The sequence below is a fragment of the Paenibacillus sp. ICGEB2008 genome, assembly GCF_000307675.1.
Lineage (GTDB): Bacteria > Bacillota > Bacilli > Paenibacillales > Paenibacillaceae > Paenibacillus > Paenibacillus polymyxa.
Map to the genome: position 1 here is coordinate 55,224 of NZ_AMQU01000010.1, position 16,567 is coordinate 71,790.

General features: G+C 48.8%; 14 protein-coding genes. All 14 read right to left on the reverse strand.

Annotation, left to right across the window (positions count from 1 at the left end; all coding sequences use genetic code 11):
- Positions 1-12: 12 nt before the first annotated feature.
- Positions 13-951, reverse strand: a complete 939-nt coding sequence (locus C400_RS0111330; protein WP_016818909.1) for a protein kinase domain-containing protein — start codon at positions 949-951, stop codon at positions 13-15.
- Complete coding sequence (locus C400_RS0111335) at positions 935-1,684, reverse strand: vWA domain-containing protein (protein WP_017427054.1); 750 nt, start codon at positions 1,682-1,684, stop codon at positions 935-937. Before C400_RS0111335 ends, C400_RS0111330 begins: the two co-directional genes overlap by 17 nt.
- A 126-nt stretch (positions 1,685-1,810) precedes the next feature.
- Positions 1,811-4,318: a stage II sporulation protein E gene (gene spoIIE, locus C400_RS0111340; RefSeq protein WP_017427055.1), complete on the reverse strand. Its 2,508-nt coding sequence runs from the start codon at positions 4,316-4,318 to the stop codon at positions 1,811-1,813.
- Positions 4,319-4,825: 507 nt separating this feature from the next.
- Positions 4,826-5,341: a S1 domain-containing RNA-binding protein gene (locus tag C400_RS0111345; RefSeq protein ID WP_013368688.1), complete on the reverse strand. Its 516-nt coding sequence runs from the start codon at positions 5,339-5,341 to the stop codon at positions 4,826-4,828.
- Between the two features lie 122 nt (positions 5,342-5,463).
- The gene (locus C400_RS0111350; RefSeq protein ID WP_013368687.1) at positions 5,464-5,793 is read right to left on the reverse strand and encodes an FtsB family cell division protein; all 330 of its coding nucleotides are present in this window, start codon (positions 5,791-5,793) and stop codon (positions 5,464-5,466) included.
- A gap of 4 nt (positions 5,794-5,797) precedes the next feature.
- Positions 5,798-6,376 carry a spore cortex biosynthesis protein YabQ gene (yabQ, locus tag C400_RS0111355; RefSeq protein WP_017427056.1) on the reverse strand — a complete coding sequence of 193 codons (579 nt, stop codon included), beginning with the start codon at positions 6,374-6,376 and terminating at the stop codon, positions 5,798-5,800.
- Positions 6,373-6,657 carry a sporulation protein YabP gene (yabP, locus tag C400_RS0111360; protein ID WP_013368685.1) on the reverse strand — a complete coding sequence of 95 codons (285 nt, stop codon included), beginning with the start codon at positions 6,655-6,657 and terminating at the stop codon, positions 6,373-6,375. The genes yabQ and yabP overlap by 4 nt, the downstream gene beginning before the upstream one ends.
- Positions 6,658-6,836: 179 nt before the next feature.
- Complete coding sequence (locus C400_RS0111365) at positions 6,837-7,115, reverse strand: RNA-binding S4 domain-containing protein (RefSeq protein ID WP_017427057.1); 279 nt, start codon at positions 7,113-7,115, stop codon at positions 6,837-6,839.
- Positions 7,115-7,387, reverse strand: coding sequence for an HU family DNA-binding protein (locus tag C400_RS0111370; protein WP_007428028.1), 273 nt, complete (start codon positions 7,385-7,387; stop codon positions 7,115-7,117). Before C400_RS0111370 ends, C400_RS0111365 begins: the two co-directional genes overlap by 1 nt.
- A 333-nt stretch (positions 7,388-7,720) precedes the next feature.
- Positions 7,721-9,220, reverse strand: coding sequence for a nucleoside triphosphate pyrophosphohydrolase (gene mazG / locus C400_RS0111375; RefSeq protein WP_017427058.1), 1,500 nt, complete (start codon positions 9,218-9,220; stop codon positions 7,721-7,723).
- 167 nt (positions 9,221-9,387) lie between these two features.
- Positions 9,388-11,046 (reverse strand): putative polysaccharide biosynthesis protein, encoded by a 1,659-nt coding sequence (locus C400_RS0111380; protein WP_017427059.1) that lies wholly within the window; start codon positions 11,044-11,046, stop codon positions 9,388-9,390.
- A 140-nt stretch (positions 11,047-11,186) separates the two neighbouring features.
- On the reverse strand, positions 11,187-11,729 hold the full coding sequence (gene spoVT, locus C400_RS0111385) for a stage V sporulation protein T (protein WP_017427060.1): 543 nt from the start codon (positions 11,727-11,729) through the stop codon (positions 11,187-11,189).
- Between the two features lie 167 nt (positions 11,730-11,896).
- Entirely contained in the window at positions 11,897-13,015 is a 1,119-nt protein-coding gene (locus tag C400_RS0111390; RefSeq protein WP_017427061.1) for a peptidylprolyl isomerase, read from the reverse strand.
- Positions 12,999-16,526 (reverse strand): transcription-repair coupling factor, encoded by a 3,528-nt coding sequence (mfd, locus tag C400_RS0111395; protein WP_017427062.1) that lies wholly within the window; start codon positions 16,524-16,526, stop codon positions 12,999-13,001. Before mfd ends, C400_RS0111390 begins: the two co-directional genes overlap by 17 nt.
- Positions 16,527-16,567: the final 41 nt, after the last annotated feature.

Genomic DNA, 16,567 nt, shown 5'->3' on the forward strand with positions numbered 1-16,567 from the left:
TAAGTCATGCTGCTACCTTAACGCAATCCAGAGCGCTCCAGCAAGCAGCAAAAGCGATACCGTGAAAGCATATCCCAACCAGCGTGGATTTCCTCTTTTGACAGATGATTGCCTGACATGCGCGGAAGCCAGACGCGACCAAGCTCGGGCCGCTGCACGAGTATCGGAATATTCCCCACGTACTGCACCCAGCAGCCATTCGGCGTAGGGGCGTAATACACGACTGCGACGAATAATGACTGTCAATTCTGCCGTATTACGTAGCTGCGGCAGCCTACTCGCAGCCGCCTTTAACGATTCGCTCTCCAATATATGAACCGTTAAAAGAGCAAAGGCAAACAGATCATACTGGGGATCAGCATTTCGGCTACCAGCATTCCAAAATCCCCTATCGTACCATTCTGTAAATTGTTTAACACTCCGACCTGCAAGGGACACGCCACCATAATCAATCAACTCAGCCTCTCCATAGGCATTGACCAATATATTTTGAGGCTTCAGGTCGCCAAACACCCATCCTGCCTGATGGAGATCGGCCAGACGATTCAGTATGCCAGTCCCAGCCACACCATACCATTCAGACCCTTTGGCTGCCACAAATTTATGAAGCGGATCTCCTTTAACGTATCGCATAACATAAAAGGGGATCTCCCCATTGCGTAACACTACATCATCCACTTCAAACAAGAAGGAAGGATTTCCATTCCGCTGGAGGGCAGCCTGAGTCCCTTGAGACTGTAATGTGGTCAGCACATTAATCTCCGATTGCAGATCAAGCGTGTTCTTTCCCATTTTGAGAGCAAATTGCCGATCGGCCTGTGCTTCTTTTACCAAATATACAGTTCCGTTCGCTCCCCGGCCCAGCAAGCGCTGGATGACATAGCTACTCCGCTTCCACTTGCCCTTGATGACCGTTCCGGGTGCAAGAACGGGATCAGACGACGTAGTCACCGAGCATCCCTTCTCCTTTGCCATAGGATTCTTCCAGATCTTTCTGTTCCCCTAGTGTAACATATCGGTAATAATCAATCACTTGTAAAATGGCTGGTCCTGTCGGTGTCGCTCCTTTCATCCGCAAGCGTCCGAATATCGATTTGATCTGGTCTAGCTCAGAGGTCCACCCGATATCCATGACTGCGTCTTCTCCCATTCGTCCACCCGGAAAATGAAATACAGATATACGGCTGAGTCCGCTTCTGGACTGTAAACTGAGCAGCAAATCGCGGATACTATCCTCTACAGCAGGCAGCTTAGGCTTCATGCTTGCACTTGCATCAATGAGTAAGGCAATTTCCAGAGGGCTTGTTTCTGTCAGTTCATCCATTACCTCAACTACCTGGGCTCGTTTGGCCGGAGGCAGTTCACCGATATGCCGGGCGCCGCCCTCACTCAAAATGTGCGTTAACTCTCTATTAACCGCCTGCTGAATCGTTTGAACCACTGTTTTGCGCGTCATCATTTGCATGGTTTGTGCCAACTGCTTCGTACCGACGATTTGGCTAAACCCTCCCCCTGCTTTACCAATTTCCTGAATCTCTGCGCTCCCAAGCTCGCCGATGGTTCCATAATCTATGACTCCGGCGACGTTCACTGTAATTCCCTCCCGTAAAGCTTGGGCAGCCGCCATCACTGGGCTAACCCCTACGTTAGAGCATCCATCTGTAATGATCAAAATTTGCTTCATCGCTTTTTGACCTCCGCTTCCTCTTAATCTATTCCGATAGATTCTATCTTTGCCTAATCCGGAACGATTCAAACGAAGGATGCGGATTTTTAAAAATGAATAAGCAATTTCCCGGGCAATGTCAGTCTAGCTCACCGTCCGCGGACGTTCCAACCACCTCATGCCAGGTACATGAAGGGTGGCCCACTCTGGGCGAAAGTGATCAATTTTACTAACAACTACAGTCATATCATCATAGATTTGATTTTGTTGATATCGAATAACCCGTTCTAGCAAACAGTCGGCCAGTTCCTGCGGGTCCTCACTTTCAATCTCTTGAATCATGCGTTTCATCCATATTTCTTTATTGACTGCATAACCCGGTGAATCGTATATACCGTCTGTTATCATAATGAGAATATCTCCTGGCTGGAGTTGCAGTGACACCAAATCAACTTCGATATCCTGTATAATGCCAATCGGTAAATTGCTGGCAGATACAGGAATGACCTCCTCCCCTCTTTTAATAAAGCTCGGTGTAGATCCAATCTTCATAAAGGTTGTCCGGGCCGTATACTGATCAATCAGCGCCATATCCACCGTAGCATACATTTCCTCAGGTGATCGGAGCATCAGGACAGAGTTAACCGACTTGATCGCTAATTTTTCGTCCATACCTGATTGCAGTAGTTCTTCCAAAATGTTAAGTGCTGCACTGCTCTCTTGCTGCGCACGCTCTCCGTTCCCCATACCGTCACTTAAAGAGACTGCGAAAGTCCCATTCCCTAACTCCATCATGCTATAACTGTCTCCTGAGAAGAAATCGCCTCCTTTGGCCGCACTAGCTACTCCTGTAGCAATCTCATACGTTTTAGCAGAGCCGAACATGACTGTAGCCAAGCCTTGGCGGCGATCTGCCGCCGTTTCGCGCATGACAGCTATATGCTCGTCCAGTATGTCCGACAGCAGTGGAGCAATGATTTTCCGACATTCATCAAATCCCCTTGTATAGGCATGGACAATCTCTATTTCAACCTGACCTGCATCCAGGCTAATAATCTCAATGGATTGGATGGACAAGCCGAGTCGATCAAGAGCCTCTCGGATTTGCTCTTCCTGCCGATGCATGGTCTGCCCTTCTCGCTGAATTTCCCGCGCTAAATCCTCCATAATTTGCGATACACCGGATAGCTGATCAGCAACAAGCTGACGACTATCGTATACTTGGCGCTTCCACTGCATATTATGTTGGTAGAGACTATACTGCTGCTTCATTACCTGCAGGACAGCGCCCGTCTTGGCACATGCCTTGCTCCATTGTGGCGGCATCTGCTCCGGCTCCAAATCAGGATTATCCTCAATGGCACTCATCATTTCCGTCATATACTGATGGGTTTGCATAAACTTGCCGTCCCAGCACTGCTCGCACTTAAAGCAAGTGGCACAGGTTCCTTCCGCCACCGCATTCATAAAGTGTTCCATTTCTCCGTCCGGTTTTGCTCCCTCACTCGCAGATATCTGATGGAAGCTGCGCGATAGCTGGCTGAATACACGGGAAAATTTCGTCACCCGCTCGGCAGTGAGATCACGAACTCTTTTGGCATATTCATGCTGGGACTTGGCGTGATCCTGCGTACCAGGGACATAGGTAGAAACCGCTTTAAAGAAACTTTTTGGAGTCATTAAAAATAATAGAATTGCCGCGCAGCTCTCCCAGGTTGATGTCAACACGTCCCCAGTCCCATCCAAATAGATCGTCAAAATGGAGGAGCCCAACAGCATGCCAAGGGCCACTGCACCTTTTCTCCCTTCACGCAGCATTCCTGCCAGCAAACCTGCAAAAGCAAGTAGACTCATCTGCACAATTGCGGACATATTGGCCAGGCTTAAAATTAAACCGGTAATCACACCGACCGAAGCACCCAACGAAGCACCTCCCACCAAAGCAAACACCAAGACCAAATATCGTGAAAGCACATGATCGACAGACAGTGAATGAACGGTCCATCCTACTGCTCCCGTCATCACAGAGGCTAATAGAATAATCAGACACAAAATTTCTTCGTTCTTCAATTGGCTTGCCTTCTTGCGGTACGTAAACAGCGGTATGGCCTGTGTGAACACCAATGTAAGCATAAAACTGAGCACAGCATCCGTTCCCACAATGACAAGCTCATACCATGTAAAAGCCGGAGCCATCACGGCGTTAAATAAATTGACCATAAACACAGACAAGAAGACCATAAGCGGGGCATAGGATAATTCCAGACGATCGAAGGTACGTAGCCCGCGATACAGGAGATAAAATACGATTAGCTCACCACCAATCATGAACAACGATGGGTAAGGAGCTAACAGGCTGCCTAGCACAACGGATACAGCTACAGGCAGCATTAGATCACGCCGAAGGAACGTAATGACCGCAAAATAAGCGAGGGCAAAAGGAGAAAGCTCGTCCAAAATAGTGGCGCGTCCCAGTAGAACTCCCATAGCTGACAATAGCAGCATCCATCTTTGCGCGGTTACCCATTGCACCATTTTATGTGAATCGAGCCGTTTCTTGAGTCTGGAAGGCCAACCTTCCGTACGCTCTTTGGATTTGGACTTTCTAGATTTTAACCCCGGAAAATGTACCACGTTCCATTTCTCCATCATGCGTCAGGCACCCCATTCATCAATTTGATGTTCCCATCTTAAACCGGAACGATTGAGAAAGTTTGTCAGAACCTCACGTCTTATTCCAAGAAATTTCCGACAAAAAAAACGTGCCGCGCGAAAGGACGGAGCATCCCCCTGTACATCAAGCTGCGCCCGTATGGAAGCAGATGGAAGTTGTATCACTCCACGCCTTGCACGGCCTCTGTATGTCGTCCACCCTGATTCCCAGACTAGCGATTTGCACAGAAGATAGACGGAAAACCGTTGGAGTTTGTCGGACGATTATGTCCACACGACAAAAAAAACATCTAACATTTCAGTACGATGCTTCTACTCTTCTTCATGAAACTACTAATCTTAAAAATGTGCCTGTACACCTTCGCCCAAATGTATTGCCCGCAGCCACAGCTTGTCGCATCTCTTGTCGGTAGAACGCAAAAAAACCGTAGCAGTCTTTCGACTGTACGGTTTTCCGTGTATGGTTGATACGGTTGTCAAAGTGAATTAAACACGCTTCGCGCCGCGTCCTCCGCGTTTACCTTCGGTATTCTTTTTCAGCGACGAAATGCGTTCCTCACTATCTTTCAGGAAGCGTGACATTTTATCCTCAAATGAAGGTTTACCCGGTGCAGGCTTGAAAGAACGGCCTCCACGATCGCGGTTGAAACCACCACCGCGTCCCTGACTTGGACCTGAACCTCCGCCGCCAAAACGGTCTCCTCCGCCTGGTCCTCCTGTACGCTCCGGTCTTGGAGCTCTTGGGGGACGGGCTTCACTTGCCGGCTTATCAATCGTTTGCTTAATGGAAAGTCCGATTTTGCCATCTTTGTCAACATTAATGACTTTCACCGTCACAACATCATTAATCTTCAGGTGGTCGTTAACATCCTTAACATAATTATCGGCGATTTCCGAGATGTGAACGAGACCCGTGACACCTCCAGACAAATCCACAAATGCTCCAAAATGCGTGATGCCTGTCACTTTGCCCTCTAACTTGGTGCCCACTTCAATTGCCATAGAATAAAATGATCCTCCCTTAAAATATACAACCGATTTTTTGCAAAAAAATCCCGCTGTGGTGATTTGATTATACAAAATGGCGGAACCAAGGTCAACTAAGCATTGGCCCGATAATGCCTCTATTTTTGATCTCCGATGATTGGCGTCTCTTCCGGTTTGTAAAGACCGTACTTGCTTCTAGCAATTTCTCCAATGTACTCAGGGTCCTTGAGACGATTCACTTCGGTTTGAAGCTGTTGTTCCGTTTGTGTAGCAGCTTGCTTCTGTTTTTCCTTCTGGGTGAGCTGTTCACTTCGATCGGCCATGATCATGCCTTGAGAAAAAAAGGTGAATATGGCCCAACTACCAAAGGCGGCAAGCGATAGCAACCAAATCATGATTCGCCTGCGCCCGCCCGCATTGGACTTGGACGTAGGAGATGAATGGCGATCTACAGACGAATTACGCATGATACTACCCCCTTCCAAACCATCTTTTTGCTGTATTTTTCAGTCTGGTACCTAGCTTTATGAGCGGATCTGGCGTCTTCCAGCGCGCTATAAGCGGACGGATCAACCATAGAATCGGCTTCCAAACCGGCATCAGGATGTATATCAGCATCCTTCCTAGGAACACAATAAGTGCCCATGTCCATCCGACCAGCTTGCGTAACAGCCGATACAGCGCTAACACCGGAAGAACAATCAGGATGCGCAGTATGCTGTTCACGATCAACGTCAGTCTGCGAACGATCTCTATTAACATTACCACAAAACGTTGGGTTGTAACACTAAAGGCCCAAAAATAGAGCCAAACCCCCAAAAGTAGTCCTAAAAAGACATAAAACCGCAGCTCACCGCAATTACTCGCGTATAGCACACGGAAAATAAACAAAGCCGAGGCCACCCAATACAGCACGTCCAACATATGAACACTCCAACGGGCAAAATGAAAGCGGATTGACAGCACCCGGTAGCTGTCAAATACCACTCCCATCGCTATGCCCGACAATAGCATCCACGTCAATGTCAGCCATTGTGTGTAAGGGTTCATTTGAAGAGCTTGCCGAATAGGCTTTTTCCGTTTTTGGCCGGGGCCCCAGGCTCTAGGTAGACGAGGGAAGTAATCAGACCTTCAATGGACAGCAGCCCCTCTTCCAGACTGAGGTTTTTGATATGTAAATGTTGTCCGCGAATGGTGAGATGGCCCAGCTCGGTCTGAAGCAAAAACTCTTCACTGTCAAAGCTCTCCACATTGCTGACGCCTGAAATGTCGAGCTGCTTGCGGCTTTGCATGCGCAGATCATGGTGCTTGGACTTCCCTTGTTCAATCATGGCATGTACCCCTCCTTCTGTTCTTAGCTTATGAAGGGGTGGGCATGATTTAGAACCGCATTGGTTATTCACGAGCATATATTAGACGAAAGCTCATTATCCAAAAGAAAAAAGCATCCCTTCATAAAATATGAAGGAATGCTTCTATGTACAACGTTATGAGAAAATCAGATGTCTGCTTACCAGTTCAAACCGTTGTCCCTGGCAATAGGCTCTTCCTTTACCAAAGTGTACATACTTGCAGCCTCGTCCTTGCGTGTAGTTTCGGCGAGCCGTTCCACTCGCACGGTCACCAGCTTCTGGCCAAATTGGACGGTAATTTCATCGCCCACTTTGACCGCACTGCTCGGCTTGGCTTCGCGTCCATTCACCAGCACTCTCCCTTGTTCAGAGACGTCCTTGGCTACTGTACGACGCTTAATCAGCCGCGAGACTTTCAAGAATTTATCAAGACGCATTAGTTAACGGCTTCTTTAAGCTTATTACCGGCTTTAAAAGCAGGAACGGTCGATTCTGGAATTTCAATCGTGTTGCCGGTTTGTGGATTGCGGCCTGTACGGCTAGAACGCTTGCGCGTTTCGAAAGTACCAAAGCCGATCAGTTGTACTTTGTCGCCACTTGCAAGTGCATCTGTAATTTCACCAAGTACGCCATTCAATACAGCTTCAACGTCACGTTTGCTCAAACCGCTTTTGCTGGAAATATTGTTGATCAGATCTGTCTTGTTCATAAGATAAAAGCCTCCTAAATGTCAAAAAATAATCATCACGCTACATATCCATAAATGGAGCAGACGTGAGGTCCAACTGTGGCCGTAGCCTTTCTGAATACTACTGTAACATGTTAACTATAGGCTACAGTTATTTTCAGAATTATTACAAGTTATTCGGGCTTGTCCTTAAAAATCCTGCAATGACAGGCGTTTTTTATTCGACCCCCAGTTAAGCCAACATCCTACTACAAAACTCTGCCCATTGGCAAGTCTGCTCAAGCTGGGCGTGTTTTCAACCCTGCTTATGTCTCATTTTACTGGCCCATACAGCCAAAGATCAAATCTATGGAGTCAATTTCTGTTAAGGAGCTTTTTCGCTTCCTGCCAGTAGGTCTCCATTTCATCTACACTGCTGTCTTCGGGACGACGTCCCTGCTCGCGTAATTTCTGCTCAATATACTGGAAACGGCTCACAAATTTGCGATTAGTGGCTGACAGCGCCTCCTCTGGATCTACTTCCATGAACCGGGCTGCATTCACGGCAACAAATAACACATCGCCCAACTCCAGCAACTGAGCTTCCACGGAATGCCCTTCCCGAACCGCTTCCTTCAACTCAGCCACTTCTTCGTCCAGTTTATCAAATACGCCTTCAATGCTATCCCAGTTAAAGCCTACTTTAGCTGCTTTTTTCTGGAGCTTGTACGATTTCATAAGAGCAGGTAGATCACGGGGAACCCCATCCAGCACGGAAGGGTCTGCTGCCGTTGTACCTTTAAGTCGTTTTTCCTCAGCCTTCATCTGTTCCCAGTTTTGCAGCGCCTCTTCCGCATCATTCGCTTGATTATCACCGAACACATGCGGGTGACGGAAAATAAGCTTATCATTCAGCCCTTGGATCACATCATAGACATTGAAGGTTCCGACTTCCTCTTCCATTTGGGCATGCAGCAAAATTTGTAACAACAGATCGCCGAGCTCTTCCTTCATATGCTCAGGATCATCCTCATCTATAGTTTCAATGACCTCATACGTTTCCTCGATCAGATTTTTGCGGATCGATTGATGTGTCTGTTCGCGATCCCATGGACAGCCTTCTGGACTGCGCAAAATATCGACAATCTCATGTAGACGGTCAAAAGAACGCCGTTTCAGCGCCTCATCCTCACTGCGAGGTATGTACACCAAGGATAGATTCCCGTAGCCCTCTACTCGATCCAGCTCGTACAGCGGCACCTTGTGGACTGCTTCCTCACCTTCTACCCCAAGCGCGTGGCCGACATACACCTCATAATCGTCAGGATACCGCTCCATCAAGCACAGCTTCACATCGGAAGCCGTAAAGGTGTCATATACCTGTCCGATCAGCGTGTGCAACTGAGGCTGGAGCCAGCTTGCATCCAGTGTACCTGCATCCAACAGCTGGAAACCCTCAATCGGATCAAAACCAAGACGCACAAAAGCCTCATCCAGGAAACTTTCGCCCCCCAAGATGTTTAGTTCAATCCCTTGCGCAGGACAACGCTCCTTGAGCAACTGCACCGCTGCTTCCGCCACCATCGGGTGACCGGGAACCGCATAGACGATTTCGCTTCCGTCTGCCGCCTTAGCAGCTGTTGCCATCAATTGACTGGTAATTTCCTCGTATACCTCTGGAAAAGATTCCTTTGTCTCATATACCGCATCAAATGACTCAAAGGCCACTTCAAACTCATCCAGCACTTGAACCGCCGGATGTTCCTTGGTTCGCAGATATAGCGCTGAAGCCCCCCGCATTTTGTTCAATATCCCTATCGTAAGCTGATCGGGATCTCCCGAGCCCAGACCTACGATCGTTAATGTTACGCTCATATCCAATCCTCCGTTCCGCAAAAGCAGGATTCATGCTCGGAAAAAACACCCGGCGCAATCCAATCCAGCTTCCGCTTCCTTTGCTTTGGCATTTACTATACCACAAAGTTGTATAGGCTCATAAAATGGCTTGCGCAGCTGTCGCGCGGCAAGTCGTATAACCCCGGCTAAGCCAGTACACGCAGTCTGCGCAGCACGGCTGCCAGCGGTCGTCCGAGCTTGGGCACTGCCACAAGTTCGGCTTCCGTGATCAACCTCAAGCGTGCGAGGCCGATCACGAACACCACGGCGCCTGCAGCTACTCCCAGCAGGCTCTCCGCCGCTGCCGTGGCACGACCTCCGGCAGCCCATCCCAAGGCACCCAGCACAGCACTGGTGCCCCACATCGCCGCCCCGGCTGCACCAGCCAAGGCGACAAGCAATGCCGCCGGTTTGAGTACACTGGCGGACCAGCTCCCGCGCAGCCCCACCAAGCGGGCCAGCAGCGCGATGTTGATCACAGCCGCCAGCAGATAGGCGACAGCCCCCGCAATGGCGGCGCCCGCCGTACCGAGCTGTGGCACGAGCAGCCAGTTTAGCAGCGCCTTGGCCGCAGCGGCCGCGAGCATAGCCAGGGCTGGCGCACGAACCGCGCCAAGCCCTTGCAACAGCGCAGCCGAGATGATGCTGAGCGTGCCACCTACGGCGGTCAGCGCCATCCAGCGCATAACCGTGCTGCCAGTGTCGTCTGCATACAGCATCACATTGACGGGCACGGCCAGCACGATCAGACCTGTCGCAGCGGCTAGTCCCAGCAGCCAAAACCAGCGCAGCGATTGCTCGCACTGACGACGTGCCAGCTCCGTACCTCCGGTCACCCGTGCCTCAGCCAGCGAGGGTATGAACAATGCCGACAATGTGGTGGCAAACATCATGACCAGCTGTACTAGCGGAAGCCCCCGGTTATACACGCCGAAGGCCACCATAACCGCCGTATCATCCAAGCCCTCCTGCTTTAACAGGCGAGGGACGGTAAATGTATCTACCAGGTTTATTAACGGAACGGCTAGCGCTCCAAGGCAAACAGGCAGAGCATAACGTAGCAGTGCCTTTAGCAAAGCACCACTGCTTTCCGCTGGGTGAAGCTCACCAGTCTGTGCCTGCACTGTTGTCATGACCGTCTCTTGCCGCCTAAGTCTCTTTCTGTGACCTCGCCAATACAGCAGCATGATCACCAAGCCCGCTGCTCCGCCTGCTGCTGAGCCAAACACTGCTCCAGCGGCAATCATATCCGCCCCTGCTCCTTGTGACAGCATGAACAGCAACAATATGATCATCACGCTTACCCTTATCGCCTGCTCCGTCACTTGTGAGACCGCCGTTGGGATCATATTTTGCAAGCCTTGAAAATAGCCTCTCAGTCCCGCCATAACTGGCACGAACAAGAAGGCAATTGCCGCCGCCCTCACCGATGGAATGACATGAGCATTGTCGATCCACTGGCCGATTAGTGGCGCACACGTATACATCAGCAGCCCCAGAATCAATCCGAATATGCCTAGTACAAGCGAAGATATTCGGGCAACACGTTGCCCCGCTGCCTGGTTTCCCACAGCCTCATACTCAGCTACAAATTTGGATACAGCCGCCGGGAATCCAGCAGCTGCAATGGTAATGAACAGCGTATAAAAAGGATAAACCGTATTATAAATGCCAAACACGCCGTCGCCGCCAATATTTTGCAGCGGGATTTTTTGCAATGTGCCGATCAGCTTGCTTGCTACAGCTGCCAGTGTTAAGATGACAGCGCCTCGTAGCAGCCGCGAAGCAGCGCGATTTTCCTGCATTCTCCGTCTCCACTCCCACCTGGAATAAGCGTTTTTACGAGTCCTATTATACCGTCTCTTCTCCCGGAAAGAAAAAAATCCCTGTACAACGTTGAACGGCTTTAGCCATTCTGTACGTCATACAGGGGTGAAACGGGGTGTTACTGTTCCATTTGTTTGCCCAGGAAGCCAGCGGCTGTTTCAGCCATCTTGATCTCCATTTCGGACATTTTTACATTTTCATCCTTGTTCAACAATATAACAGAACCAATGGGATCACCACCCGAAACAATGGGAGCCGTCACAAAGGACGAGAGTGTTTCTTCGTGGTCTCGCGTCAGCTCGTAAGAGCCGCTGGCTGTCTCCAGCACAGTCTTGCGATTATCCATGCTACCTTCAATAATGCTACCGATTTGCTTGTCAAGAAACTCTTTTTTCGAGCCTCCAGCCACCGTAATAATGGTGTCACGATCGGTAATCATCGTAATATGGCCAGTACTTTCAAACAGGGACTCAGCATACTCTTTGGCGAAATCACCAAGTTCACCAATAGGTGAATACTTTTTCAAAATGACTTCTCCGTCACGATCCACAAAAATCTCAAGCGGATCTCCTTCACGAATTCTCAAGGTGCGGCGAATCTCCTTTGGAATAACTACCCGCCCAAGATCATCAATACGGCGAACTATACCAGTAGCTTTCATTTCACATGTTGCCCCACTTTCTCAAGAAGAATTTAGTAAACTACTGACGGTATCGAAAGACGCTTCCACTCCCCCAGAAGCGGTCACGAAGAACGTCGCGGTCATGGTGTTTATGGTGATATCTGACCATAGTATTCATCTGTTCCCAATTCCTTATGCATGTTCAGTTATTTACCTTCGTTTGCAGCTCCATCTTTAGCTGTTCCAGCTTTGCTATCGCCCGTACCGCTTGTTGTTCCGCTCGGCGTAGTTGTGCTGCCCGCACCGGACGTTGCACCACTTTTCTCTTGCGTAGCAGGTGCCTTCGGCAGATTGATTTTCAAATCAAGCTTCGTCAAATCATTTTCGGTAAAGTTTTGGATACTTTCCCCAGCTAGTTTATTTTTCAGGGCAGCCTTTTCGTTGTCCTTCAATTTATCAAATGTCGGCTCATTGCGGGACTCCACTTTGATCACGTGATATCCGTATTCTGTTTCCACGGGTTCACCAATTTTGTTAATTGGTTGAGTCTCGGCAGCCTCTTTAAAAGCAGGTACCCATTGCGCTACAGATGCATTCTCATACAGCCCGCCATTAGATGCGGAACCTGGGTCTTCCGAATACTTCTTAGCAATCGTTGCAAAATCCGCTCCACCATCCAATTTTGCCTTTACCTCTTTGGCCAGCTTGAGAGTAGCCTCTTTTGTACGCTGTTTCTTTGTTTTTGGATCTTCAAAATTAATCAATACATGACGTACAGTTGCTGTCGTGAACTGATCTTTATTTTTTTCAAATTCCTGTTTCAGCTGATCATCCGTTACTTTATTGGTTTCGCTGTTGATTACCGTCATTACACGCGTGAAGTAATCTTTCACACCTTGTTCGGTCAGCTTCTGATCACTTAGAAATGTCTTAAACTTATCTTCTCCGACCGACTTTTTATACTGCTCCAACTGCTCGTTTCCTTGTTTGGCGCCCTCTTCCTTGGCTTTGTCGTCCGCTTTGGCTGCCAAAAGCTTGTACACTACTTCCTGCTTTACAATTTGCTCACGTACCTGATCAGAAGCTAAAGCAGCCTCATACTCTGGGTACAGAAATTTCATCATGCTGATTTCTTGGTTGAACTCATTTTCGGTAATCGTTCCACCCTTATAGGTCACGACAACCTTGCTGTTGTCTTTCGGCTCATCCTTGACCTTATTCTCATCCGCTTGCTTCGTACATGCTGCGAGCACCGATATAGCTAGCAACGCTGCCATGCCCAAGGAGAGCATTCTCCAAGGTTTTCTTTTATTTAGTTGTGACATTTTGCAGTTCCTCCTTCAATGTGAATGCTTCTTTCAATGCACTCAAAAATTGCTCCAGCAGTTCTAGCAGTTGTGCATCATTTAGACCTTTACCCTTTATGCGTACGCTCATAGAAGTACCCTGTTCAAATTGTACACGTCTTTCAAAGCGATTGCCAATCTCGGCAAGTTTGGCAGTCTGCAGCGCCTGCTGGCGCCCCTCGTGAAATTTCAACACCATATTGTCATCCCGTTGAACAATGGACTCGATGCCATACATCCGTCCATACACCTTAAGACGGGCCACGGCCAGCAAATGACGCACTGCCTCTGGCAGATCGCCAAACCGGTCGACCAACTCATCCTCTAGCTCGGAAGCCTCGTCAAAGGTACTGACTGCCGCAACCTTTTTATAAATCTCAATCTTCTGAATGCTGTCATAAATATAGTCTCCCGGCAGGTAAGCATCGACGCTCAAATCAATCGATGTACTCCAATTCCGGTTGGATTGATCCTCTTCTCCAAGCACACTGACTTTACGTTTATTGATTTCCTCAGCCAGCATTTGTGAGTAAAGATCAAAACCGACGGATGCGATGAATCCGTGCTGCTCGGCGCCAAGTAAGTTACCCGCTCCGCGGATGGACAAATCACGCATTGCAATCTTGAACCCGGAGCCCAACTCCGTAAATTCTTTGATAGACTGAAGTCGCTTCTCCGCTACCTCTGTAAGCACCTTATCTCGCTGGTACGTGAAATAAGCATAGGCAATCCGGTTGGAACGACCTACACGCCCACGCAGCTGATAAAGCTGGGAGAGCCCCATTTTATCGGCATCATGCACAATGAGTGTATTCACATTGGGAATATCCACACCGGTTTCGATAATGCTCGTGCTAACCAGTACATCATATTCACCATCCAGGAAATCCAAAATGGTTTTCTCCAGTTCCGTTTCAGACATCTGTCCGTGGCCTACGCCCACCTTGGCGTCTGGGACAAGTGCATTGATCTCGGCAGCCATCTCCTGAATGCCCTGCACGCGATTATACAGGTAATAAACCTGCCCTCCGCGTGCCATCTCGCGTTCAATGGCCTCACGAACTAGAGTCTGGCTATGCTCAACGACATAAGTTTGCACTGGAAAACGATTTTCCGGTGGCGTCTCAATGACTGACAAATCACGTACACCCAGCATGGACATATGCAGCGTACGCGGAATAGGTGTAGCCGTTAGCGTCAACACGTCTACATTCGTTTTCAGTTTTTTCAGCTTTTCTTTGTGCGTGACACCAAAACGTTGCTCCTCATCGACAATAAGCAGCCCCAGATCTTTAAACACCAGATCCTGTGAAAGTAGACGGTGAGTACCAATGACAATATCAACCGTACCTTGTCGAACTCCCTTGGTCGTCTCATTCTGCTCTTTGCGCGAGCGGAAACGGCTCAATACCTGAATATTGAACGGATACCCAGAAAAGCGCTCACGGAATGTCTCATAGTGCTGTTGCGCCAAAATCGTCGTCGGTACCAGCACAGCCACTTGTTTGCCCTCAATAGCAGACTTAAAAGCAGCACGAATAGCCACCTCAGTCTTGCCGTAGCCTACGTCACCGCACAGCAAACGATCCATTGGACGACTCTGCTCCATGTCCTTCTTAATTTCTTCAATAGCCCGAACCTGGTCACGTGTCTCATCATACGGGAACATATCCTCAAATTCCTGTTGCTCCGGCGAATCCTTTTCAAAAGCAAAGCCTGGTGCTGACTGTCTTTCCGCATATAGCTTGATCAGGTCATCTGCGATGTCCTGAACCGAGCTGCGCACCTTACTTTTAACACGTGTCCACTCATTGCCGCCCAGTTTGTAAATCTTGGGTTCCTTGTCCTCTGAGCCCACATACTTCTGAATCAGATCAATTTGTTCAATCGGTACAGACAGCTTATCTCCGCCTGCATAGAGGATATGCATGTAATCCTTATGGATACCGCCAACCTCCAGCGTACCGATTCCCATATACTTCCCGATCCCGTGATTTTGGTGTACGACATAGTCGCCCACCTTCAGCTCGCTATAGCTCTTAATCCGCTCTGCATTGTCTACATGTCGGCCCTGCTTACGTGCTTTCCGCTGCTTCTGGGAGAACATCTCACCCTCGGTAATCACCGCCAGATGAATAGACGGCATCTCAAAACCGCTTTGCAGATTACCAATCGCCATAGTCGGCTCATCAATACCGTAGTCTTGAAGCACTCGCCGCATCCGATCCAGACGTTCATCTCCACTCGCCAGCATCATAACCTGTGTGCCTGCCTTGCGCCAACGATCCATCTCTGCCTTGAGTACATTCATTTGACCGTGGAAATCCTGCATGCCACGGCAGATGAAATTCAAAATATTTTGCGGCTGCGTATGCGGAACCTGGCGAAGGAAGATCGACAGGAACAGCGTTTGAAATCTCCGATTATACAGCAGATTATCCGAGTTATCCGATAGCTCCAGTTGCGGTAGAGTTTTACCGTTTTGAAGCAAATGCAGATTCCACTCAGACTCATCCCGCTCTAGCTGCCTAGCTGTTTCTAGCATCCGTGCTGGTTCATCAATGATTAGAATCGTATCTTCCGGCATATAATCAGCCAAGGTTTTGCGTTCAGGATACAGCAGGGAGATATATTTATAGATTTCGTCAAAATACACATGCTCCCGCAGCAGCTCAATTTCACGATGAATTTCCTCTTTCAGATGCTGCTTAGCCTGACGATCTGTCATTTTGTCCAGCTGTTCCTCCAACAACAGAGCAGCGGCATCAGCAGCTTGATCCATACGCTGGTGGCTTGCAATAACTTCCTTACATGGCGTTACAGTAACTTCCTGTACCTTTTCCACCGAACGCTGATCTTGCGGATCAAACATACGGATGGAGTCAATTTCATCATCAAACAACTCCACACGATAGCCCCAACGGGTTGTCATTGGATAAAAATCAACAATTCCCCCGCGTACACTCATCTCCCCGCGGGATTCAACACGTTCTACACGCTGGTATCCCATCTCCACCATATGCAGCAAAAATGCTTCCAGTTGAATCGTTTCTCCCTCTTTCAGCTCAACACGAGCCTCACGCCATGTTTCCGGGATTGGTAGTAGACGCCGGACTCCAGAAAACGGCACGACAACAACCCCACGAAAACCCTGGGCACATCGGATCAATACATCAATTCGTTGGGATAACGTCTCTGGACTGGATATGGCTGCTTCAGCAGCTACCAACTCGTTAGCTGGATACAATAAAACCTGATCAGGAGAAAGCGCTTCCTGCAAATCATCTGCTATCTTTTGAGCGGCAAACATATTGTGCGTCATGACCATTAACGGTCGTCCAGTATCTTCAGCAAGCGCGGCCATCAGGACCTGTCTTGAAGAGCCTGACAAGCCTGATATCAGCTGTTCCTTCATGCCTGAGGAAATACCTGCCGCAATGGATGCATAATCAGCATCCTTCGTAAAAGCCTGAATAAGTGCTTGTAACAAAAAAGGCACCCCTTTATGCTTATAAATAGTTACATGTAAAC